The sequence below is a fragment of the Stenotrophomonas sp. ESTM1D_MKCIP4_1 genome (assembly GCF_003086895.1).
Taxonomy (GTDB): Bacteria; Pseudomonadota; Gammaproteobacteria; order Xanthomonadales; family Xanthomonadaceae; genus Stenotrophomonas.
This window is the reverse complement of record NZ_CP026004.1, coordinates 2463229-2484424: the sequence shown is the minus strand read 5'-3', so window position 1 is coordinate 2484424 and position 21196 is coordinate 2463229. Positions and strand designations below refer to the sequence as shown.

Below are 21196 nucleotides of genomic sequence, written 5' to 3'. Positions count from 1 at the left end.
AAAGGAGAACGCTGATGGAATTCTTTGGATTTGACCGCGAAGCTGCCCTGAACCACTGCGACAGCCTGGAACTGGGGCTGGGTCGTGAACTGGACCGCGTCCGCTCGTGGAACCGGCTGCGACCGGAGCACGTGATCGAGCTGCTGGACACCGCCGTACCGGCTGCCCGCCAGGATGCCCGCAACATCGCTGCACAGATCAGCCGCGGTTCCTGGCGCATCCACATGGATGCCCCGGTCGTGGGCAAGCCGCAGCTGGTGAGCAATGCACGTGAAGTGCAGATCACCGCCGGTGGCCGCGACTATCGCCTGAAGATCAGCGAAGGCGTGCGCCTGCAGCTGGAAGAGATCGTCCAGGCCGCCTGATCGTCGTGCGTGCCTGCGGCCCGGGAGGGGCGCAGGCCGCGCGGCACGGGAAGCGGAGGCAACCGATGCGCATGTCGCATGCAGACCACCTAGAAGTTCGGGACGTCGGGGAAACACCATGGACCTGGTAAACAACCTGCGGGCGGCACTGGCTGGCCCGTCGCACGCACAACGCTTCCTGCGGCTGCATACGTCGCTGGGAAGTGATGTGCTGGTGGCCGAAACCCTTGATGGCGTCGAGCAGATCGACGGCATCGGCTTCCAGTGGACGATCACGGCGTTGTCGCTGGATGCGGGCCTGTCGCTGGCGCCGCTGATCGGGCAGGGCGCGCTGCTGCAGCTGCAGCAGGCCGATGGCAGCGTGCGTCCGCTGCACGGGCGCATCACCGCCGCCGAACGCCTGGGCAGCAATGGCGGCCTGGCGCGCTACCGCCTGCGCCTGCAGCCGTGGCTGGCCTTCCTCTCGCAGCGCGTGGACAGCTACGTTTTCCACGACAAGACCGTGGTCGAGATCGTCGAGGACCTGTTCGCCGATTACGGCGCACTGGCGCCGGCCTGGCGCTGGTCGCTGGGTGATGCCAGCCAGTACGCGCGGCGCAGCCTGACCACCCAGTACCAGGAAAGCGACCTGGCCTTCCTCCAGCGCCTGCTGGCCGAGGAAGGCATCTACTACTGGTTCGAGCATGCCGGTGAGCCCGGCGGCACGGACTTCGGCACGCACACGCTGGTGCTGGCCGACCACAGCCACGACACCGCCGAACTGGGTGTCGTGCGCTTCCATCGCCGCGACGAAAGCGAGCGCAGCGACAGCGTGCAGCAATGGTCCACCGCCAATCGCTGGCGGCCGGGCAAGGTCGAGCGGGCCACCTGGGATTACCGCACCCTGGAACGCCGCCAGGCCAGTGCCGAGGCCGGGCAGGGCAACGACCTGGGCATCGTCGACCGTGACACCTGCGGCCCGTATGGCTGGCAGGACAATGCCCGTGGCCAGCGCCGCGCCCAGCAGCATCTGGATGCACTGCGCGTGCGCGCGCAGACCATCGAGGGCGCCGGCCAGTGGCGGACGCTGGCACCCGGTGCACGGTTTGGCCTGTCGCAGCACCCGCAGGTTGGCGAGGACGCCCGGTTCCTGTGCCTGTCGGTGCGCCACCAGGCGCGCAACAACCTCGAGGCCGAGGTGTTCGACGCGCTGGAGCAGACCCTGGGTCCGGCCAGCGTCGCGGCCCCGGCCCTGCCGGGCGCACTGTCCGGGCTGGCCTATGGCGATGCGCCCGACGAGGTGTCCACCGCGTTCTACGATAACCGCTTCGTGGCCATTCCGGCTGAGGTGGTCTATCGCCCGCAGACCGAGGATGGCCACGGCGCGCACCTGCATCCGCGGCCGACGATCACCGGCACACTCAGCGCGATCGTGGTCAGCGATGGCGACCCGCTGCTGTCCGACCGCGATCACCGCATCAAGGTGCAGTTCCCGTGGCAGCGCGGTGGCAATGCCAGCAACGGGCTGGCCCATCCCGGCGGGGATGACAATGCACCGGCCAACGGCGGCGCCTGGACCTGGGTGCGGGTGATGACCCCGTGGGCCGGCGACAACTGGGGCGGTGTGGTGCTGCCGCGGCGCGGGCAGGAAGTGCTGGTGGCGTTTCTGGAAGGCGATATCGATCGCCCGGTGGTGGTGGGCGCGGTCTACAACGGCCGTGGCCAGCAGGATGCGCAGCACAACCAGATCAATGGCGGTGGCGGCAACGCCACCGGCAATGCGGCGGCGTGGTTCGAGGGCAATGATCACGCGGCGGTGTACACCGGCTTCAAGAGCCAGGCACTGGCCGACAGCCAGGGCGGCACCGGCGGCTACCAGCAGCTGCGGTTTGACGACACGCCCGGGCAGGGCCGTGCGCAGCTGTCCACCACCCAGCACGAAACCACGTTGACCCTGGGCCACCTGAAGGGCGGCCAGGACAACGTGCGCGAAGGCGAGCGCGGCTTTGGCGTCGAGCTGGCCACGCAGGCGCAGGGCGCGCTGCGCGCTGGCCGCGGCCTGCTGCTGACGACCGAGCAGGGCACGCCGCAGATGGCCGCACCGCAGGCGTTGAGCCAGCTGCAGGAAGGGCAGCAGCTGCTGCAGCAGCTGGCCGAATCGGCTGCCAACCAACAGGCCCAGCTGCCGAGCGATCCGGCCGAGCTGCCCGCAGATACCACCCTGGGCGAGCTGCAGGAGCACCTGCGCGCCACCCACAGCGGCAGCGTGTCCGGCAGCATCAGCGGTGGCGACGGCGAAGCACCCGGCTGGAGCGCCCCCATCCTGCTGGGCAGCGGCGTGGCCGGCGTGCTGAGCCTGACCCCGGCCGACCAGGTCTGGGTGAGCGGCACGCACACCACCCTGGCCAGCGGCGTGGCGCTGAACTGGATGACGCAGGGCTCGCTGACATTGGCGGTTGCCGGCGGCCTGGTGCTGTACACCGCAGGCGTCGAACCCAGCGGCGAGAGCCCCAACCAGGAGCGCGGCATCGCGCTGCACGCCGCGCAGGGCAAGGTCAGCGCGCGTGCGCACAAGAACCAGGCAATCGTGGCGGCCAAGACCCAGGTGCGTATCGCCAGCACCGAGGCAGACGTGATGCTGTCGGCGCCGAGCAAGCATCTGCTTGCGACGGCGGCGGGGGCCTACATTCGGATTGAGGGCGACAACATCGAGCTGGGTGCGCCGGGCAAGGTGGAGTTCAAGGCGAGCCAGCGGGAATGGATGGGGCCTGCGAGTGTGGCGGGGGAGGCGAAGCTGCCCTCTGCTGAGGGCAAAGGCTGCGCCGAGCGCATCCGCGAAGCGGCGAGTACCGGTGCGGCCCTGGCATGAGCAACTGGCCTTCATCACCCGAACAGCTGGCCGAGCAGGCCACGCTGGTACTGAGGCGTGCATTTGAGCGTTTACGAACCCAAGCGCTCGTGGTCCTTGTGGATCCAACGCTGACCGATCCATGGGACGCATTGTCAGATCACCTGCCGAGCGGATCGGTCCGTATGCGAGTTCCGATCAAGCACCCTGACATCACGCCGGCCAACAGTCCCTATCTGATCGTGATAGGCGATGAGCGCACGCAGGAGCGTTTGGTCAGCAAGACGCTTGAACTGGCAGCTCGGGAATGTCTGAAAGGGATCGACACAGCCCGCAGCAGCAGGGCGATCTGTGGCTGGTTGCCTGTGGATTCCACGACGGCGTCCAATCCCGCTGCATTGCTGCGTGGCTTGGCCGCATGCGCGACTGTTGAAAGGAGCAGCGATAAGCCGCTCTATTTCCGGTATTTCGACCCCAGGGTCATGGCGCAGCTGGAAAGCATCCTGTCTCCCGGTCAGCGCCGTGCACTCATTCATCCAGCACTGGGCTGGTTGTTCCTGCACCCGGCTGGTCGCATGCATGCGCTGGAGCTCGGCGTAGACGCAGCGGTCGGGCATGAATCTTTCTCAATGACCCGCGAGCAGCTCAGCGAACTGGATCGCGTCCCATGGCTGCAACAGCTGCGTTTCCAGTCCCGCCAGTGGGGCACGGCGCCCCCCCCCGAAGATGCGCAGCTGGACATTGCGCTGGCGCAAGCGCAGCGAGCCGGCCTGATGGCGCAGGAAGATTGTCTGGTCCACGCCACGTGCAGCTTTCTGCTCGGGCCGAGCTTCCACGCGCACGAATATGTTTCATCGCTGCTGGAGGCGTCGCGGGGAGTACCCGGGCGCTTCGCCTCCGGAATGGCGCGATTGACCGATGTTCAACTGCAGGAAATCCGCGACTCAGTGGATGAGACCAGTATCAGGCAAGGGAGCCGTCATGACTGACAAGCAAGCTACACCCCCCGTCTCCAGTGCCGTTCGCTCAGCAGCGAACAGCAAGGGAGAAACGCCGGGGCAATGCCGGAACTGCACTGGAAAGCAGGGTCTGGCCATTCTGCCTCTCTGCTTTGCGCCCGCGCCTGGCTACATGAACAAGTGGCTGTCAGCCGATGCAGCGTCAGTTGCCGAACTGGCACGCCTGGGTAAAGCGCTGAATGCGCCGGATGGCTCTGCGACCTGGTACTACCTGCGGACGCTGCCGACTGGATATCTATACATCTACAAGCCAGACAATACCTGGGACGCCTACGTCGTCGGAACCGACGGCATGCTCAACCGCATGCCGGTAAATGCGGTGTCGCCCAAGCCCGATGAGACGTCGCTGACGACATGCCGGCGAGAAGGCCACAGCAACGTCAAACCGCGCTTCATCACGCTCGACCCGAAGTTGGAAAAGGTCTGGATGGCCTTCAGCCAGCATCGCTGGACGCCGGATGTGATTGCTGAGTTCGAGGCTGACACCGACGGCTGCCGTACGCAGCGGATGACTGAATTGGATGTCCAACAAGCGGCCCAAGGCAACGTGGGCAGTGGCAAGGCGGTCCACTTCGGCATGGTCGTAAGCGAAGACAGCCTGCGCGGTGTTGCTGACTTCACGCCTGCGGCGTTCCAGGCACGGCTGCATGAATTCGTACCTCGCGCCGTCCTGGATCTCTCTGCCGGTGCTGGTGCGCTGAGCGCAGCAATGGCGGCAGCTTCTGCGGAGACGCCACTGGGCAAGGGTGTGGCTCTGGTTATTCCGGACCCGGTAGGCGTTGCAGATGATCATAATGCGCTGCGATTCATGGCACGCCAGCGCTATGAAGGTTGGAAGGGCGGTGGCGCGCGCGTGGACGGAGGCGGGATCGATAAAGTACGCGCGTGGAAGCGACAGTCGGCCACCCATGTGGCCTATGTAGAGACCTGGGCACGCGAACGGGCCGAATGGGAAGGCATGCAGACACCCAAGGCAATTCAGCGGGCTGGCGAGATGAGCCGCGAGCAGGGTGCTTTTCTCATCACCGAGCGTGAGTTCCAGCAGAAGCATGGCAAGGCGGTGAATGAGCCGCTCCGCAAGAATGGCGGGCTGAATCCGTGGCATCGGGCGCGCTGGGTGCCATCCATCGACCCGGCCACGAACAAGCCGCGCATGACGGTGTCGAAGTTTTCCCAGACCAATGACCCGGACGATTATGACCCGCGCTGGAAGCCCGAGCCGCTCGGTGGCACCCAGTTTTCCGAGGAATACCTGGCTGCCAATGGACAATACCATGGCGCAATTCGCGTAAAGGACAAGCTCGAGCGCTATCGCAAGCGTCTCGACGTGGATGCCTTGAGCCAATTCAACCAGCAGTACGCGCAGGAGAGCAGGGACTGGGAGACCACGGTAAAGGCGATCGACGAAGATTTTGCGAAGTTCTCCTCCGGGCCATGGCCAGGAATCGTATGCGCGAATGACTTCGGTGGCCGCAAGCCGGCGCGGTCGCAGCAGCCTGCTCAGATTCGTGACTCGGTGGACAACGCTGTAGCGAGATTACGCACCGTCGAGTGCTTCTATGGCGGAGGGGCGGTCTCTGACGCGTCCTTTGATCTTCTCAATACCTTCTTCAAGCTTGATCCCTCCGACGAGAAGAACTGGTTCGCCGGCGCGCTGCTGGAAGGTTTCGATCTGCTGGGTACGGCGATGGCGCCAGGAAATGCCGGCACCGTCTACTCGGCAGTACTCGGCGGCGCCATGTTGCCCAAGTCTTGGTGGGCTGATTTTCGCGCGTATCAGCAGGCCGCGGTCAGCTCGGTGGAAAGCCTTGTAGGCTCCATGCAGCAGGTTGCGAGCGAGAGCCGCGCGCGCGCCTTGAGCAGTGCAAAGGGTGCGGGTGCAAAGGCAGCGGCAACCGAGCTCGCTGCCATTGCCAAGAGTGAAGTCATCTGGGTGCGCGCGGCTGCCCTTTGGGACTACATCGATACAGGCAAAGAGCACTATTCGATCAATGTGAGGATGAAAGCGGGCGAGTATCTGGATGCCATCGCTCAGGGTGATCCACTGGGCGCAGGGGCCTTTGAGGTTACTGGCAGGGGAACGGGTTCACGTGGAGCATCGCGGCAAGGAGCGAGGAATTCCAAGAAATTCTTCGAGGCCCTGAAGAAGCGTCCAGAGTTCAGTGCTGACATTACCGTCCCGATCATCGTTGAAAAGGCGACGCTGGAGCGGGCGGCCGGCAAGTCCAATATCACGCCGCTCTACAACATCGGAGAAGCCTCGGGTGTTGCGCAGTTGCCGACGGACATGGCGGAGCGACTTGTCCAGAGCAATACCATCTATCGCCAGCGCGGCCTGGCTGGCATCGCAGGCCGTGAAGTGGCGTTCTCCGGTCTGGGCATCATTCTGTCCATCCGGCAGTTCTGGGATGCAGTGCTCAAACTTGGCGATACATCGGGCTTCAATTTCGCCGATGCGTCCGTGAATGTGGTGGGCGGCGTGGCCGGTACATTCGGCGGAGCCATGGAGATTGCGGCCTTCGTCTCCGAATCGGCGGGCCAGCGGGGTGCGCCTGTAGCGGCCTCTCTTCTTGCCGCAGAGGTGAATCGCGCGATCATGTTCCGCATGCTTGCTGGCGTCGGAGCGGGCGTAGGCACGCTGATGAGTGGCATTTCCGCGTATGTGAGTGCCGTGCGCACCAAGGGCGAGGGGCAGATTGAGGCCTCTCACAACTACATGGTTGCTGCGGGACTGCTGTCAGCATCGGGTGCGGCAATGATCGGTGGGTCGCTCATCAGCTGGAAAGCTGCGGTAGCAGCAAGAGTGGGCCAGCAGGTTGCAATGCGCATTCTGGGTGGAGTTGCAATCCGCACCTCCGCTGGCGCCCTGGTTGGTGCAAGCGCCACAGGTGTAGGTATCGTGCTGTTGATCATCGGCATCGCGTGGGCCCTGTATGCAGCCAGCCTTGAGCACGACGAGAATGAAAAGTTCCTGGACAGAAGCTTCTTCGGCAAGCACGAGCGTTCTGAGGGAAGGTTCGGTGGATCACCAATTCCAGACGAGGATGAGTGGACTGGAAAGGGATTGGATCAGGAAATTCTTGCGCTGGGAGCGCTGGCTATCGGGCTGTGGGCGACCATCGACAACTGGCAGGACAACGTGTTCAGCAAGGATGCGATTCTTGCGACGATTTCCGTGGCCAACTGGAAGCCGGGCGAGCGCGTGCTGAAGTACCGCCTGGAAGCACACGGGTCGATGCCTGATCGGACGCTGGCCTCGGTACCTGCTGGTGTGGAGATTGCCAGTGGTTCTACCCCGCAGCTCTCGCTTGAGCCCAGCAAGGACGCCGAAGGCCTCCATTCGGCACAGATCGAGGTGCCTATCGAAAACAAGTACAACGCAGTGCGGCTGGTCTATTCCTTGTTTGATGCCGGAGAAGAACAACCCCTGGCCCAGGGTGAAGTGTGGGAAAAGGACTGACCCCCTGTTCAGTGCCAAGGTACCTATTGCAGCAGTAACCGGAAGACATGATGCAGCATGATTCAGCTACACCCAACCCACCGCTGAAGCTTCCGCAAAGGAATCGCCAGGCCTCCCCGCGAGCCTTCACGCATGGTGGTGTGATGGACGTCTACGAGCATGGCATCTCGTTCGTGGATCAAATGAGTGCCATGCGTGGATATGCCAGCAGCTGTGGTTGGGTTGGTGTGTTTTCGGCAGTGCTTGGGCTCTACATTTCATTCTTCATCACTGGCGTCAGCTGGGTGACGATTCTCCAATTTGTCCTGCTCTTTGTTTTCCTGCTTTTTGTCCAGATCGATTGGGTCGGTTACCGTGCCGAACCGGTCCTGTTTGATCAACCGGCAAGAAAAGTTCATGTATTCAAGTCACTCGGACTACCTTGGTGGCAGTGGGGCTGGAACCTGTTCGGTCGACCTCGTTGTGAAGTGCAATCCTACGATTGGAATTGCGTCAGCGCAGAGGTCGTCAGCTACACCATTTTCACCGGCCAGGTGCCTCGCCGGGAAGCCAGTCTGGTGCTTACGATCACAGATCACCCGGGAGGCACTCTGGAGATCCAGCGTGTAGGTGTTGGGCCAAGCTTTGGCTTTGGCAATCAGTCCGGCCCTGCGGAGCGGTGGGAGTTCATCCGTCGAATGATGGAAGGTGTCGGCCCTGTCTGGACGGCCGGTGAGTCGCGCTATCAAGACTTCGGAGTAGGCCTTGGTGAAGCGTTGACCATTGCGCAGCCTCTCATTGGTCCAGGTTCCCATCAGTACTGGAAGAAGGGCCCAGCAATGTGGCTGCTGGGTACGGTCAGCCTGATCGCGCTGCCCTTGACCGCGTTCATTGGACTCAATCGCTACGTTAGCTATCGGTTGCAGCGGAAGCCGCGATGGCCAGCCGAGGTCCTGCAGTCGGTGGGGGCCGGCCCATTCACCGATGCGATTCTGAGGGAGCGGCTCAGCCTCGAGAAGCCGGCCGCGACTGGAAAGAGACGATCTAAGCATCCGTCGTCCATCTGACCGGGCAGATGTTGACATGATTCAAGAGGTGGGGAATGGGGCTGGCCGCTTGCCGACACGGGCCTATCGAGCTCGCACGCTGATGGGTAATTGAGCAATGAGTCAGTTCGCCGGCTGGCTCGCCCAGCGGTATCGCAACGATCGTCCATTGACCGAGTATGAGAGGCGCGCCGATGTGCGCCAGTTTGACTCGTCCACGTTCACCCCGATCGATAAGGGAATCATCGCTATTGATGATGATTGCATTGAGTATGTTGATCGTCACTTTCGATATCGAGGGTGGGCGCTCATGGGTGCGAGCGTGTTCATTGGGCTGGGGCTTGCATTCCTTGTCGCGATATTGCACGCGACCGCCTCGCTGGTTGATCGAGCGGGTCCGCTCGAAACGGGCGATGCGTATGCAATCGGAGGCTTGATCGCTCTCGTTGTCGGATTCCTGGTATTCATCTTCTGGAAGTTGCTCTTGCGAGATATCCTGCGCTATCAGTACTACCCGGTAAGATTTGATCGAGTAGCGCAGCGGGTACATGTCTTCACCGGTGAGGGAGGTAAGGTCGTTTCGGCATCATGGCAGGACGTGAAATTCGTTATTGGCAGGGACAAGCCTGTGGGCCATGACGAGGGTTTCACGTACGACCTCCGTGGACTTGTGATGCGAGGGGATCAGGTCGTCCATACGTTTGCGGTCGGTTCCGACAGCGGCTCCAGTCCGGCAATCACGCTTGCACATTGGGAAATGATTCGGCGCTTCATGGAGGAGGGGCGTTCCGCACTGCCATTCCCGCCGCTGCAGCTCTACACCTCGCTTGAACCCAGTTTCCGCAATGCATTCATCATCCACGTGTCATCTGCAGGTGACGGTTTGATGTTGATCGCGCTGCCTTTGACGTTGCCGTGGGCGATGTTCCGCTTCCTCGCGATGAAACTCTGCCGTAAGCCGGTTTGGCCTGCGTCCACCGCAAGCATCGCAGTGCATGGCCCATCCGATCAGCCGCCGCTGCGCGCGCCGGCAGTGTACGGCCGGGTAAATCATGCAGGTGGCCGTGCCGATGAGATGGAGCGTTTCTGGAGGGAGTCGATTGCAGCGGCGAAGGCCCGTGACGACGAAGTCCGCCAGCAGCTGAAGGCGGCCGTCACGAAGGCCTGACGGCGGAGGCGAGGCCCGAGCATGTCGGGAAACATGGGCTGGCGCCTTCCTTCGTGCTGGCTTCCGTGCCTGATATTCTCCTGCCGGAGGTCGACAAGGACAGCGTCATGTACACCGGATGGATGCAGAAATTTGCCGTAGGTCACACGCTCTCCGCTGAAACGTCGGCCTCACGGTTGGACAGGCATGTCGCGCAGGCCGCCGCACCTGACGAACGCGCTTCACTGGTCCGCTTCAACTCAACCTGCATTGATCTGATCGACCGGCGTTTCAGGCTGCGCGGCATGGTGTCGACCACCGTGGTGCTGCTGGGCACGCTGGGCTTGTTCCTGCTTGGTTTCTTCCTTCTCTTCACGCTGGTAATGCCCAACCTTGAGGGCGACGTGTGGGATTGGGTGATGTACGCGATGGTGGCGGGGTGTGTGATCGGCGCGCCGGCCCTGTTCTGGCACACGACACTCAAGTACGAGTTCTTTACGTACACCTGGTACCCGACTCGGTTCAATCGTCGCAACCGGTTGGTCTACTTCTTCACCGGCGGCAAAGAAGGGGCAGTGGCCGTGCCTTGGGAAGACGCGGTGTTCTATATCGGACGAGGAACCACCCAGGCGTTCCTGCGCGATCTGCGCTGCAGCGTCGTCGAAGATCGCGTGGTCAAGCGCACCTTTGCCGTTGGGCACTACTTCGATGACGAGCAGAAGATCAAAGGCCTCTGGGAGTTCGTCAGACGCTACATGGAAGATGGCCCGGACGCCGTGGTCGACAGCATCGACGGCCGGCAGATGAATCTCTCAGTGAAGCCGTCATGGCGCAACTGCTATCTGTTCGTCGTTGCCAGCCTGGGGCCCGCCATGTTGGAGGCTCGGTTCCTCTTGTTGCCGCTGCTGTTGCCACTGGTCCTGTGCCGCTGGCTGGTGCTGCGCTCCTGTCGCATGCCGGAATGGCCGCCGTGGGTGGAGGCGGCGTGCAACGTCGACCCGGATGACCCGTTGAAGCTGGCCGAGGCGGAGCTCATGGCACAGGAGCCGCGCCGATGAGTCATTTCGCAGGCTGGCTTGCGCAGCGATATCGCAACAATCGTCCCTTGACGGAGTACGAGATCGCTGCGGATGTTCGCAATTTCGACTCGTCAAGCATGACGCCCCTGGATAAGGGCATCATTTACCTCGACGATGAGTGCATTGAGTGTGTGGACCGCCATTTCCGCTATCGCGGCTGGGGCGCAATGGGGGGATTGGTAGTTCTCGGTCTTGTAACCGCCTTCGTTCTGGCGATTGTATATGCAACCTTGGAGATGCATGCCGAAGGGAAGTCCTTAAGTCAGGAAATGAGGATCACGGTGGGTGCGCTCAGCGTGCTCATTCTCGGTCTTGTCGCCTTCACGTATTGGATGCTTCTGGGCAGGGATATCTTCAGGTATCAGTACTACCCCGTCCGGTTTGATCGGCGTGAAATGAAGATTCATATCTTCACGGGTGGGCGCGATAAGGCGATGTCGGTTCCATGGACAGACGTGAAGTTCGTCATCGGAAGAGACAAGCCAATCGGGCCTGATGAAGGATATACCTATGACTTCAGGGGCCTGGTGATGCGCGGCGATCAGGTCGTCCACACTTTTGCCGTTGGCTCCGATTGCGGCCCGAACCCAGCCATTGTGCTGGCGCACTGGGAGATGATCCGGCGCTTCATGGAAGAAGGGCGATCCGCGCTGCCGTATCCGCCGCTGCAGTTGTACACCTCGGTGGAGCCGAGCTTCCGCAATGCGTTCATCATCCATGTGTCATCCGCAGGCGCGGGCCTGATGTTGATCGCACTGCCACTGACCCTGCCATGGGCGATCTTCCGCTTTCTGGCGATGAAGCTGTGCTGGAGGCCGGTCTGGCCTGCAGCCATCGTGAGGCGCGAGGCATCCGACTCCTCCGGCAGGCCAGCCCTGCGAGCGCCGAAAGTGTACGGGCGGGTGAATCATGCGGATGGCCGTGCCGACGAGATGGAGCGCTTCTGGAAAGCGTCAATCGCTGCGGCGAAGGCGCGCAATGATGAGGTTCGCGAACAGCTCAACCGTGGCGTGCGCGGGCACTGACGCGATTGCGCTTTCCTGCATGCGCATCATTGTCCGCACGCAGGTCAAGTCGAGCATGGCTCGACTCTACATTTCCTCACGGACGCTACATCGCCGGGCAGGCCGGGTCCTTCCCGCTCACCGCTGCACAGATACGGCGGCGGCAGTCCACGCCCTTCAGCGAGGTCGGGCTGGGGCAGCTGCGCAGCTGTGCCTGGATGCTCGACTCGGTTGATGCGGACTTCTTGCTGGCCACGCGCTCGAAGGCGGCGCGCTCATCCTCGGTGCGCTTGCGCTGATCGGCTTCAATCTGCGCGATCAGCTCGTCCATGCTCTGCGGCTGGGCGTTGGCCTTCGTCTTGGCCTTGGCTTTGTCCTTGTCTTCTTCCTTGATGATGCCAAGCAGGGTGCCGAGAAGGTTCTCGTCGTTCTGGCCCTTGCTGCCGGCCTGGGTGGCACCGCGACCGCTGCGTGCAGCCTGCGATGCACCGCGCGTGGCGGTTGCTGCCGAAGCGGGTGCGGCAGCGGCAGCGGCAGCGCCGGCCGGCCCAGGTGCGGCATTCTCCGGCGGTGCACTGACAGCGGCGCCGTCGCTACCTGCCGGTGCATCGACAATCGTCGCGGCTCCGTCATGCGGGGCGCCGGCAGGTACGTCGGGATGACCGGTAGGCCCGGTCGGCTGCGCAGGATCCGGGGTCAGTGAGTACTCGCCGGATTCGCTGTAGCCGCCGCTGCCGGACAAGCCCCAGGCTGCCAGGCCGGCGATGGCGATGATCGCCACGGCGCCCCCCAGCCACAGGCCGATGCGGCGGTTCCCGCCGGACGGTGAGCGCGCAGCACGCGTGGACGTGGTGGTCTGCCGACCTTCCATGTCTGCGAGAATTCGGCCCGTAGCCGGTGCCTGGCCCTTTGCCTGCGCTCCCCCTGAGAGCAGACTTGGCCGATTGATTCCGCCATTATTCAAGTGCATCCAGCCCTTGGTGTGAGTCGGCAGCTGCCGAAGCGAATTTCCGCATTCTTAGTGAAAGCGGATGGGGCGTCAACCAGAGCGCGAGTCAGGGAGGACCGGTGGTACCAATCGTGGTTATGGCCATTGCCGTTGTAATGCTGGTGGCCGTGGTGTGCTGGGTTTTGCTGTTCCCGGAAAGCGTCGAGTCGCTGCGCGCAATGCTGGGCGCAACGCTGGGTCGTTTTCGTCGCAAGGCGGGCCGGGTTGGGGGGCGGGTCGGCGATGGTGTGACGCGGGTGCGCAGTGGGGTTCGTGAAGAAGCGGGCGCTGCGCACAGCGCGATTCGTCGCCATTGGCCGATTATGGCGATTGCCGCCGCAGCGCTGCTGATTCCTCCAACTGTGATATTGGTCACACGAAAGACGGTGGTGCTCGAAGATTTTCGGGGCGATGATTTCGCAGAGTCGGGATCAATGGTCGCGCAGCTGTTGCGCGGGGAACGTCTGGCGCCGCCGCCGCCACCGCCGCCGGAAGTTTTCACCACGGCAGAAGTGCGGCGGTTGCGGCCGGAAATCGTCACGGCGGATCGAAAGTGGGACCAGATCGACCCTGATCTGCAGCAACGTGTGCTGGCCATTTACGAGGTCATGCGGCGCCAGTATGGGTATGAGATGGTGCTGATTGAGGGCTACCGCAGCCCGGAGCGGCAGGCTGAGCTCATGGCGGGCGGCAAGGCCACCCGTGCAGGGGCATGGCAGAGCTGCCACCAGTATGGTCTGGGCGTGGACAGCGCACCGATCCGCGACGGCAAGCTGCAGTGGGATATGAATGATGCGTGGACCAAGCGCGGGTATTTCCTCTACGGAGAACTTGCCGAGCAGGCTGGATTGGACTGGGGTGGCAACTGGCGGAGCATCAAGGATTACGTTCACGTGGAAATGACAGGGCGTTGCCGCGCTGCACGGGCAGCCAAGCGTGAAGAGCTTTCACGCCAAGGGTGATAACCGTTCTGTGATACTGGTATCGTTGCGCGGTTGATCCAGGTCGCCGCGTCAGTGGCGATGGAAGGCTGGATGACATGGAATCAAGGAGTGTGATGGATGGCACGACCGTTTATCGTCGTCGGTGACAAGCTCAGCCACGGCGGCAGCGTGGTCGCGGGCACCGGCCAGACCGACATCAATGGAAAGGCTGTAGCGCGTGTTGGTGACCGCGCTGCCTGTGCCGTACACGGTGCGACGACCATCGTCAGCGGCGATGCCACTGTCATCATTGACGGCCAACCTGTAGCGCGCGACGGCGACCGCACAGCATGTGGGGCGACACTGGTCGCTTCACAGGCCGTGACGGGCCTGCGCTGATCGACGCGGCGGACGGGAGCAGCGCATGGAGCACGGCAACTGATGGCGGGATGGCTGGGCAAGGCGGCCTCGGTGGTGATGGTGTTCATCGCGACCTGGGGCGCGACGATATTTTACTGGCGCAACAGCGGCACGGTACCCACGGGCATGCAGATGCTGGCCTATCTCGGCCTGCTGCCGGTTGGCCTGAGCGGTGCCGGTTTCATGGTGCGCAGCGCACTGCGGCGCGGCGTCGACACTGCGCTTGCAGCGCCGGCCGCCACGGATGCGTCCACGTCGGCGAATGATGCAGCGGCGACGCCGCGTGGAGCGGCACCCGCGTCGGTAGCACTGCTTGCCGGTGGCCTGAAGCTGGGAATCGACCTGGAGCCGCAGGCGCTTCTGGACGCAGCAGCGGCGCCGCCGCGCCCTGCGCTGGACGGGCGCTTCCGTGACAGGCACAGCCTGCCGGTGCGGATGAGCGCCGCGCCTTATCTGGATGAACTGGAAGTGCTGCAGGTGCGGCAGGATGGTATCGATACGGCGGCTCACGAGCGCCGCGCGATGGCGCTGCTGCAGCCTGTGCTTGAGCAGCTTCTGGAAGCTGTGTATGCCGTGCTGCCGGAGATCGTTGCTTCCGAGGAAGTCGTGGTTGCCGGCCTGCGCCGTCGCGATGAGCAGCGCGTGGAGAACGTGCTGACCATCGAGCTGCTGGTCCCGGGCCGTTGGTCTGACGCATTGCGCCCGTGGGTGCAGGAATGGCTGATCGAGCAGGCCCGCAGGGCCGGAATCGACGCTCGCCGCTTCGATGTGCGCATCACCACGCTGGATGCGGCGCGCGAGGTCTGGCCGCACGTGCAGCGGGTGATCGACGCGGTGTCCGCTGCAGCCGAGCCGCGCTGGCACCTGCTGCTGGCTGCGGCGTCCTGCATTGATGCCGACGTCATTGCGTCCTGGCAGCATGCAGGCGTGCTGGCCACTGCGCAGAATCCTGATGGTCGGGTCCCGGGCGAGGGGGCGGCCGGCGTTCTGCTGGCAACCCTGGCCCACGGGCGCGAGGGTGATGGCCGTCTGTGGCGGCCGCAGCTGGTGCGCGCCGAGCAGATTGAAGGGCAGCGCCCGGCGGAACAGCGGCGGCAGCTCGCCGCGCTGGCCAGCCAATGGCAGTCGGGCCTGGATGCGGACCGCGCGCCGGCACAGTTCGTCCTGCATGACGCCGATCACCGCGGCGATCTGATGGTGGATGCGGCGGCGATCGCCGCTTCGCTGTCGCCCGATCTCGATTTCAGTCCGCAGAGCCTGGCCCTGGCCGTCAGTGCCGGTGAGCTGGGCCCGGCCCTGCCGCTGGCGCAGCTGGCGCTGGCCCATGCACAGCTTCAACGCAATGCCGAGCCCGTGCTGCTGCTGGGCGTGGCCGACAACCAGCAGCGCCTGTTCGGCGCGGTTGATCCTCTTTCTTCCCCCATGCCTGCGGCCGATGCGTCGCTGGCTTCCTGACCCCTGGACCCTTGCATGAGTTTGAGCAATTTCAGCTACTACCTGCGTGACTACCGCCTCTGGCTGGTGGTCGGCCTGGTCGGTGCCGCGGCGCTGGCGCACTACGGTGAGGCAGAGGCCCGGCAGATCGGGATCTGGGTGGCGATCGTGCTGGCGGGCCTGCTGGTGCTGGCCCTGCTGGTGTGGACCATCAAGCGGATCCTCGCCCGTCGCGCCGCCAAGCGCGTGGAGGCGATGGTCAAGGATGAGGCGGACAAGGCAGTGGCGGGGGCACAGCCCGCGCAGCGTGCCGATACCGAAGCGCTGCGCACCCGCATGATGGATGCGGTCAAGCAGATCAAGTCCTCGCGGATGGGCGTGCTGAAGGGGAGCGCGGCGCTGTACGAGCTGCCCTGGTACGTGATCATCGGCAACCCGGCGGCAGGCAAGAGCACCGCCATCCTCAACTCGGGTCTGCAGTTCCCGTTCGAGGACAACCGCGGCAACGTGGTGCAGGGCATCGGCGGCACCCGCAACTGCGACTGGTACTTCACCACCAACGGCATCGTGCTGGACACGGCGGGACGCTACTCGGTCAGCGTCGAGGACCGGATGGAATGGCTGACCTTCCTTGGCCTGCTGAAGAAGAACCGGCCGCGCGCGCCCATCAACGGCGTGATCATCGCTGCCAGCCTGGCCGAGCTGTCCGGCAGCAAGCCGGAGTTCGCCATTGAACTGGCCAAGAACCTGCGCCAGCGCGTGCAGGAAATCACCGAGCGGCTGGAAGTGTTCGCGCCGGTGTATGTGCTGTTCACCAAGGCCGATCTGGTGGCCGGCTTCAGCGAGTTCTTCCACAACCTGGACCCGGCCGAGCGCGAGCACGTGTGGGGCGCCACGCTGCCGTTCGACGTGCAGCAGCAGACCGATGCGCTCAATGCGTTCGACAGCCATTTCGATGAGCTGGCCGAGGGCATCAAGGAGATGAGCCTGACCCACATGGCGATGCAGCGCGGTCGCGACGTGTCGCCGGGCCTGCTGTCGCTGCCGTTGGAGTTCGTTGGCATCAAGCCGGCGCTGCGCACCTTCATTGCGACGTTGTTCGAGGACAACCCCTACCAGTTCAAGCCGGTGTTCCGCGGCTTCTACTTCTCCAGCGCACTGCAGGAAGGGCGTTCGGTGCACCATGCGTCCGAACGCGTCGGCCGCCAGTTCGCACTGCAGCGCGGCTCGAACGTGGACGAGGCGCCCACCGGGCACACCGCGTTTTTCCTCAAGGATCTGTTCCGCAAGGTCATCTTTGCCGACAAGGAACTGGTGCGCCAGTACTCGAGCCCGCACCAGAACCGTCTCCGCTATGGCGTGTTCCTTGGCGCCGTGGGCGTGCTGGCGCTGGCGCTGGGGCTGTGGACCTGGTCCTACACCACCAATGCGCAGCTGGTGGCCAACGCCACCAAGGATCTGGACCAGGCCGTGCGTGTGCAGAAGGACCGCATGGACCTGAAGTCGCGCATCGATGCGTTGCTGCTGCTGCAGGACCGGATGGAGCAGCTGGACCGCTACGGCAAGGAGGGCGGCATCACCACCCACCTGGGCCTGTACCAGGGCACGGCCATCCGCGAAAAGCTGCTGCGTGAGTACAACCACGGCATGCAGCAGGTGATGCTGGCACCGACTGTCGCCAATCTGGAGAACTACCTGGGCCAGGTGGTAGCCGAGCGCGACAAGCTGGGGCAGGGCAATGGCGCCGCTGCCGAGAGCGAGGTGCTGTACCAGAACGCGTCGCCGACCAGCACCAACGATGCCTACAACGCGCTGAAGACCTACCTGATGCTGGGTAATCCGAAGTACGTGGAAGGCGCGCACCTTTCGCAGCAGCTGACCCTGTTCTGGCGCACCTGGCTGGAGGCCAACCGCGGGCAGATGAGCCGCGAGGAGATGGTGCGCGCCGCTGAAAAGCTGATGACCTTCTACGTGGCGCAGTCGGGCAAGCCCAGCTGGCCGCAGGTGCAGAACAAGGTCACGCTGGTGTCCGATACCCGCCAGGCGCTGGGCCAGGTGATGAAGGGGCAGCCGGCGATGGAGCGGGTGTATGCGCAGATCAAGGCGCGTGCCGGTGCGCGGTTCGGCACCACCACGGTCGACAACCTGATCGGCGTGGAGCGCAACGGTCGCCTGATCAATGGCAGCTACGCCATTTCCGGTGCGTTCTCCCGCAAGGCTTGGGAGGACTACGTGCAGGACGCGATCAAGGAAGCGGCCAACACGCAGCTGAGCACCACCGACTGGGTGCTGGGCACCACCGAGCAGAGCGATCTTTCGCTGGCGGGCAGCCCGGAACATGTGTCGCGCGAGCTGGTCAACCTGTACAAGAACGACTACGCACGCGAATGGAGCAAGTTCGTGCAGGGCCTGAGCGTGGCCGAGTTCAGCACCTTCGACGAGGCGGTCGCGCGCATCAACAAGCTGGGTGATGCGAACAATTCGCCGCTGCGCATCCTGCTGGAGCGCATCAACGAGGAGACGGTGTGGGACAACCCGGCCGCACTGGCGCGTTCGACCAAGGCACGCAAGGGCTTCGTGGCGTGGTTCCAGCGCACCGTGCTGCGCAAGGATCCGGCCGCGACGGCCGCAGCGCAGCCGGTCGGCCCGATCGGCAAGGCGTTCGAGGGCATCGCGCGGCTGACCAGCGAGCGCGGTGACCAGCCGGCTATCATCACCGCCTACTTCGAGACGCTGACCAAGCTGCGCGCCCGCCTCAATGCCATCAAGAGCCAGGGCGAGATCGGCGTGGGTACCCGCAAGCTGATGCAGGACACCTTCAGCAACGAGGGCTCGGAGCTGAGCGTCGGCCTGGCCCTGGTGGACGAGCAGGTGCTGACCGGTCTGGACGAGAAGCAGCGCGAGGCCCTGCGCCCGCTGCTGCTGCGCCCGCTGACCCAGACCTTCAGTGCGCTCATCACGCCGACCGAGGATGAGGTGAACAAGACCTGGAAGGCCCAGGTGTACGACCCGTTCAAGGCGCGCATCGGCCAGCAGTATCCGTTCAACCTGAACTCCGACGTCGATGCCGCACCGAGCGATGTGGCGGCGGTGTTCGGCGCCAGCGGCAGCATCGCCGCGTTCAACAAGGAAGCACTGGGCCCGCTGGTGATCCAGCGCGGGCCGCTGCTGGAGACCCGCCGCTGGGCAGGCCAGGGCGTGAACCTGTCGGCTGATCTGGTGGCCAACTACGGCAACTGGGTCAGTGGTGCAGCCGCGGGTGCCGCACAGGACACGACGATCTTCGAAATCCTGCCTGCACCGGCTGCCGGTGCGCTGGAATACACCATCGAGATTGACGGGCAGGTGCTGCGCTACCGCAATACGCCGCCGCAGTGGACCACCATGCAGTACCCGAACGCCGGCCAGGTGCCGGGCGTGAAGATCACGGCGGTCACCGGTGATGGCAGGACGGTGGAAGTGTTCAGCGCGCCGGGCACCAACGGCTTCAACCGCCTGATGGCCGAGGGTGAGTATGAGCGCCTGGATGATTCCAGCCGCATCACCTGGAACGGCAGCGGTGTGGGCGTGACGGTGGAGATGCGCATCGTGCGCCGTGCCGGTGCCAGCAACGAGGGTGGCGGCGACTGGCAGCGTGGCCTGCAGCTGCCCGAGCGCGTGGCCGGAGGAACCCCGGCCGCTGTCGCGCCGGCCGCCACGGCCCCTGCGGCGTCGGCCGCTGGAGGTGCCCGATGAGCCGGGTGGTGAGCGCAGGCGTTTCCTATTTCGGCAAGGTGCCGTCGCGCGGCGATTTCGTCCGCGCTGCGGAGAACCATCAGCTGCTTGGCTGGCTGGACCGCTGGGCAGGCGAAAGCCTGGAGCTGTTGAGCCAGAGCCCGGACTGGAAGCAGCGGTACGACGAGGCGCCCGAGATTCACTATGCGTTCCTGGGGTCGCGCAGCAAGATGGTGCTGTGCGGCCACTTCCTGGCCAGTCGTGACGCGTCCGAGCGGCGCTTCCCGCTGCTGTCCGCGCTGCGCCTGGATGCGCCGGAGCCCTTGCCGTTCATCGGGCGCAGCCCGCTGGCGATGTCCAACGCGTGGTCCGGGCTGGCCCGCCTGGCACGCCAGGCCTATCAGGACAGTGATGCCGCGCAGGCGCTGGCGCAGTTGGCCGATGCGCGTTTCAGCATCAGCACTGATCCGGGGGACTACAACGGCAGCTTCCAGGATTTCCTCGAAAGCACCACCGTTGCGGATCTGGAACAGCGGCTGCGCGATTCCGGGCATGGTGAGGTGTCGCTGCGGCAGGTGCTGCCCGCCCTTGGGTTGTTGCTGCAGCCGGTGTTGAGCGGTGGCGATGTCAACATCGACAAGGCGCTGGTCTTCCCGCTGGTGCGCGATCCGGCGTACCGCCCGCTGGTGGCGGCGTTCTGGCTGGACCTGCTGTCCAGCTTCGTCGCCCGTGGCGACTTTGAACTGGCCGTGCTGATCCGCAACGACGCGGCGCCCAGCATGATCGTTGGCTTCAATGGCGCCGACCGGCAGGTGCTGCGCGCGGTGCTCGACCCGGCAGAAGCCGGCGATTTCCTCATCCGCATCCAGCATTCGGAATGGGTCGACGACTACATGCGTGGCGACTACAACCTCAATCGCTTTGGCAGCTTCCTTGACCGTGACGACCTGGCCCTGGCCACCGCACGCAAGCTGTTTGGCGAGACTTTCCTGGGAACCTGACGATGCGCGTGTGCAACCCTTTTCACTTCATGCTGCCGCTGCTGCTGGCAGCGGCACCGTTGGCCGCGCAGAACGCCGCAGCGGGCGCGCCCGCTGCAACCGAGCGGCCGGTGGTGATCGAAGGCGTGGTGCCTGACCAGGCAACCAAAGCCAAGCTGTTGAACAACCTGCGTGCCGTGTACGGTGCCGAGCGGGTGGTGGACCGGATCCAGGTGGAAACCATCGCCACGCCGCCGAACTGGGGCGACTATGTCTCGGGCATGATCAATCCCGGCCTGAAGCGCGTCTCGCCCGGCAAGCTGGAAGTGAATGGCCAATCGGTGCGCATCACCGGTGAGGTGGGCAATGAAGCACTGCGCCAGCAGGTTGCCAGCGACCTCAGCCTGGCCAGCAACACCAGCTACACGGTGACCAACGCGCTGAAGGTGGGCTCCCAGCAGAACGTGCTGGACCAGACGCTGGCCAACCGCATCATCGAGTTCCAGAGTGGCAGCGCCCGCCTGACGCCGTTCGGCATGGGCATCCTGGACGAAATGGTGGCCAAGATGGCGCAGATGCCGGACAGCCGGTTCCTCATCATCGGCCACACCGATAATGTGGGCCAGCGCGAATCGAACCTGGCGCTGAGCCACGGGCGCGCGCTCGCGGTGAAGAACTACATGATGGCCAAGGGCATTCCGGGCAGCCACATGGATGTGCTCGGCAAGGGGCCGGATGAGCCGGTGGCCGACAACACCAGCAATGACGGCCGCGCGCGCAACCGCCGCATCGAGTTCAAGATCCAGTAAAC

At 64.2% G+C, this 21196-nt stretch carries 15 protein-coding genes; 14 read left to right on the top strand and 1 reads right to left on the bottom strand.

From position 1 onward, the window contains the following. Positions 1-14 precede the first annotated feature (14 nt). The 8 genes from C1924_RS11395 to C1924_RS11360 all read left to right on the top strand — a co-directional run bounded on the left by C1924_RS11395 (position 15) and on the right by C1924_RS11360 (position 11947). Positions 15-365, top strand: coding sequence for a hypothetical protein (locus C1924_RS11395; RefSeq protein ID WP_108758440.1), 351 nt, complete (start codon positions 15-17; stop codon positions 363-365). Positions 366-483: 118 nt separating this feature from the next. Further along, a complete protein-coding gene (locus C1924_RS11390) occupies positions 484-3213 on the top strand; it encodes a type VI secretion system Vgr family protein (RefSeq protein ID WP_108765403.1) in 2730 nt (909 codons plus the stop codon). Further along, complete coding sequence (locus C1924_RS11385) at positions 3210-4181, top strand: DUF4123 domain-containing protein (RefSeq protein ID WP_108765402.1); 972 nt, start codon at positions 3210-3212, stop codon at positions 4179-4181. Before C1924_RS11390 ends, C1924_RS11385 begins: the two co-directional genes overlap by 4 nt. Next, positions 4174-7671, top strand: coding sequence for a T6SS effector BTH_I2691 family protein (locus tag C1924_RS11380; RefSeq protein ID WP_159094791.1), 3498 nt, complete (start codon positions 4174-4176; stop codon positions 7669-7671). Before C1924_RS11385 ends, C1924_RS11380 begins: the two co-directional genes overlap by 8 nt. A gap of 47 nt (positions 7672-7718) precedes the next feature. Next, positions 7719-8717, top strand: a complete 999-nt coding sequence (locus tag C1924_RS11375; protein ID WP_216821539.1) for a DUF6708 domain-containing protein — start codon at positions 7719-7721, stop codon at positions 8715-8717. Between the two features lie 97 nt (positions 8718-8814). Next, positions 8815-9864, top strand: a complete 1050-nt coding sequence (locus C1924_RS11370; RefSeq protein ID WP_108765399.1) for a DUF6708 domain-containing protein — start codon at positions 8815-8817, stop codon at positions 9862-9864. Positions 9865-9917: 53 nt separating this feature from the next. Further along, positions 9918-10901 (top strand): DUF6708 domain-containing protein, encoded by a 984-nt coding sequence (locus C1924_RS11365; RefSeq protein WP_108765398.1) that lies wholly within the window; start codon positions 9918-9920, stop codon positions 10899-10901. Then, positions 10898-11947, top strand: coding sequence for a DUF6708 domain-containing protein (locus C1924_RS11360; RefSeq protein ID WP_108765397.1), 1050 nt, complete (start codon positions 10898-10900; stop codon positions 11945-11947). The genes C1924_RS11365 and C1924_RS11360 overlap by 4 nt, the downstream gene beginning before the upstream one ends. 85 nt (positions 11948-12032) lie before the next feature. Here C1924_RS11360 and C1924_RS11355 read toward each other — a convergent pair whose 3' ends face one another. Further along, a complete protein-coding gene (locus C1924_RS11355) occupies positions 12033-12797 on the bottom strand; it encodes a hypothetical protein (protein WP_108765396.1) in 765 nt (254 codons plus the stop codon). Between the two features lie 215 nt (positions 12798-13012). Here C1924_RS11355 and C1924_RS11350 point away from each other — a divergent pair, with 215 nt between their 5' ends. The 6 genes from C1924_RS11350 to C1924_RS11325 all read left to right on the top strand — a co-directional run bounded on the left by C1924_RS11350 (position 13013) and on the right by C1924_RS11325 (position 21194). Next, positions 13013-13876: a M15 family metallopeptidase gene (locus tag C1924_RS11350; RefSeq protein WP_108765395.1), complete on the top strand. Its 864-nt coding sequence runs from the start codon at positions 13013-13015 to the stop codon at positions 13874-13876. 99 nt (positions 13877-13975) lie between these two features. Further along, the gene (locus C1924_RS11345; RefSeq protein WP_108765394.1) at positions 13976-14236 is read left to right on the top strand and encodes a PAAR domain-containing protein; all 261 of its coding nucleotides are present in this window, start codon (positions 13976-13978) and stop codon (positions 14234-14236) included. 42 nt (positions 14237-14278) lie between these two features. Further along, the gene (locus C1924_RS11340) at positions 14279-15712 is read left to right on the top strand and encodes a hypothetical protein (RefSeq protein WP_108765393.1); all 1434 of its coding nucleotides are present in this window, start codon (positions 14279-14281) and stop codon (positions 15710-15712) included. 15 nt (positions 15713-15727) lie between these two features. Further along, the gene (tssM, locus tag C1924_RS11335; RefSeq protein WP_108765392.1) at positions 15728-19426 is read left to right on the top strand and encodes a type VI secretion system membrane subunit TssM; all 3699 of its coding nucleotides are present in this window, start codon (positions 15728-15730) and stop codon (positions 19424-19426) included. Beyond that, the gene (tagF, locus tag C1924_RS11330) at positions 19423-20406 is read left to right on the top strand and encodes a type VI secretion system-associated protein TagF (protein WP_108765391.1); all 984 of its coding nucleotides are present in this window, start codon (positions 19423-19425) and stop codon (positions 20404-20406) included. Before tssM ends, tagF begins: the two co-directional genes overlap by 4 nt. Before the next feature lie 2 nt (positions 20407-20408). Beyond that, complete coding sequence (locus C1924_RS11325; protein WP_254051126.1) at positions 20409-21194, top strand: OmpA family protein; 786 nt, start codon at positions 20409-20411, stop codon at positions 21192-21194. Positions 21195-21196 lie beyond the last annotated feature (2 nt).

Excerpts from the sequence above, each read along its gene's own strand:
- C1924_RS11385 (WP_108765402.1), top strand. The coding sequence starts at position 3,210 with ATGAGCAACTGGCCTTCATCACCCGAACAGCTGGCCGAGCAGGCCACG.
- C1924_RS11370 (WP_108765399.1), top strand. The coding sequence starts at position 8,815 with ATGAGTCAGTTCGCCGGCTGGCTCGCCCAGCGGTATCGCAACGATCGT.
- tagF (WP_108765391.1), top strand. The coding sequence starts at position 19,423 with ATGAGCCGGGTGGTGAGCGCAGGCGTTTCCTATTTCGGCAAGGTGCCG.
- C1924_RS11325 (WP_254051126.1), top strand. The coding sequence starts at position 20,409 with ATGCGCGTGTGCAACCCTTTTCACTTCATGCTGCCGCTGCTGCTGGCA.
- C1924_RS11345 (WP_108765394.1), top strand. The coding sequence starts at position 13,976 with ATGGCACGACCGTTTATCGTCGTCGGTGACAAGCTCAGCCACGGCGGC.
- C1924_RS11340 (WP_108765393.1), top strand. The coding sequence starts at position 14,279 with ATGGCGGGATGGCTGGGCAAGGCGGCCTCGGTGGTGATGGTGTTCATC.
- C1924_RS11395 (WP_108758440.1), top strand. The coding sequence starts at position 15 with ATGGAATTCTTTGGATTTGACCGCGAAGCTGCCCTGAACCACTGCGAC.
- C1924_RS11355 (WP_108765396.1), bottom strand. The coding sequence starts at position 12,797 with ATGGAAGGTCGGCAGACCACCACGTCCACGCGTGCTGCGCGCTCACCG.
- C1924_RS11380 (WP_159094791.1), top strand. The coding sequence starts at position 4,174 with ATGACTGACAAGCAAGCTACACCCCCCGTCTCCAGTGCCGTTCGCTCA.
- C1924_RS11375 (WP_216821539.1), top strand. The coding sequence starts at position 7,719 with ATGATGCAGCATGATTCAGCTACACCCAACCCACCGCTGAAGCTTCCG.
- C1924_RS11350 (WP_108765395.1), top strand. The coding sequence starts at position 13,013 with ATGGCCATTGCCGTTGTAATGCTGGTGGCCGTGGTGTGCTGGGTTTTG.
- C1924_RS11390 (WP_108765403.1), top strand. The coding sequence starts at position 484 with ATGGACCTGGTAAACAACCTGCGGGCGGCACTGGCTGGCCCGTCGCAC.
- C1924_RS11360 (WP_108765397.1), top strand. The coding sequence starts at position 10,898 with ATGAGTCATTTCGCAGGCTGGCTTGCGCAGCGATATCGCAACAATCGT.
- tssM (WP_108765392.1), top strand. The coding sequence starts at position 15,728 with ATGAGTTTGAGCAATTTCAGCTACTACCTGCGTGACTACCGCCTCTGG.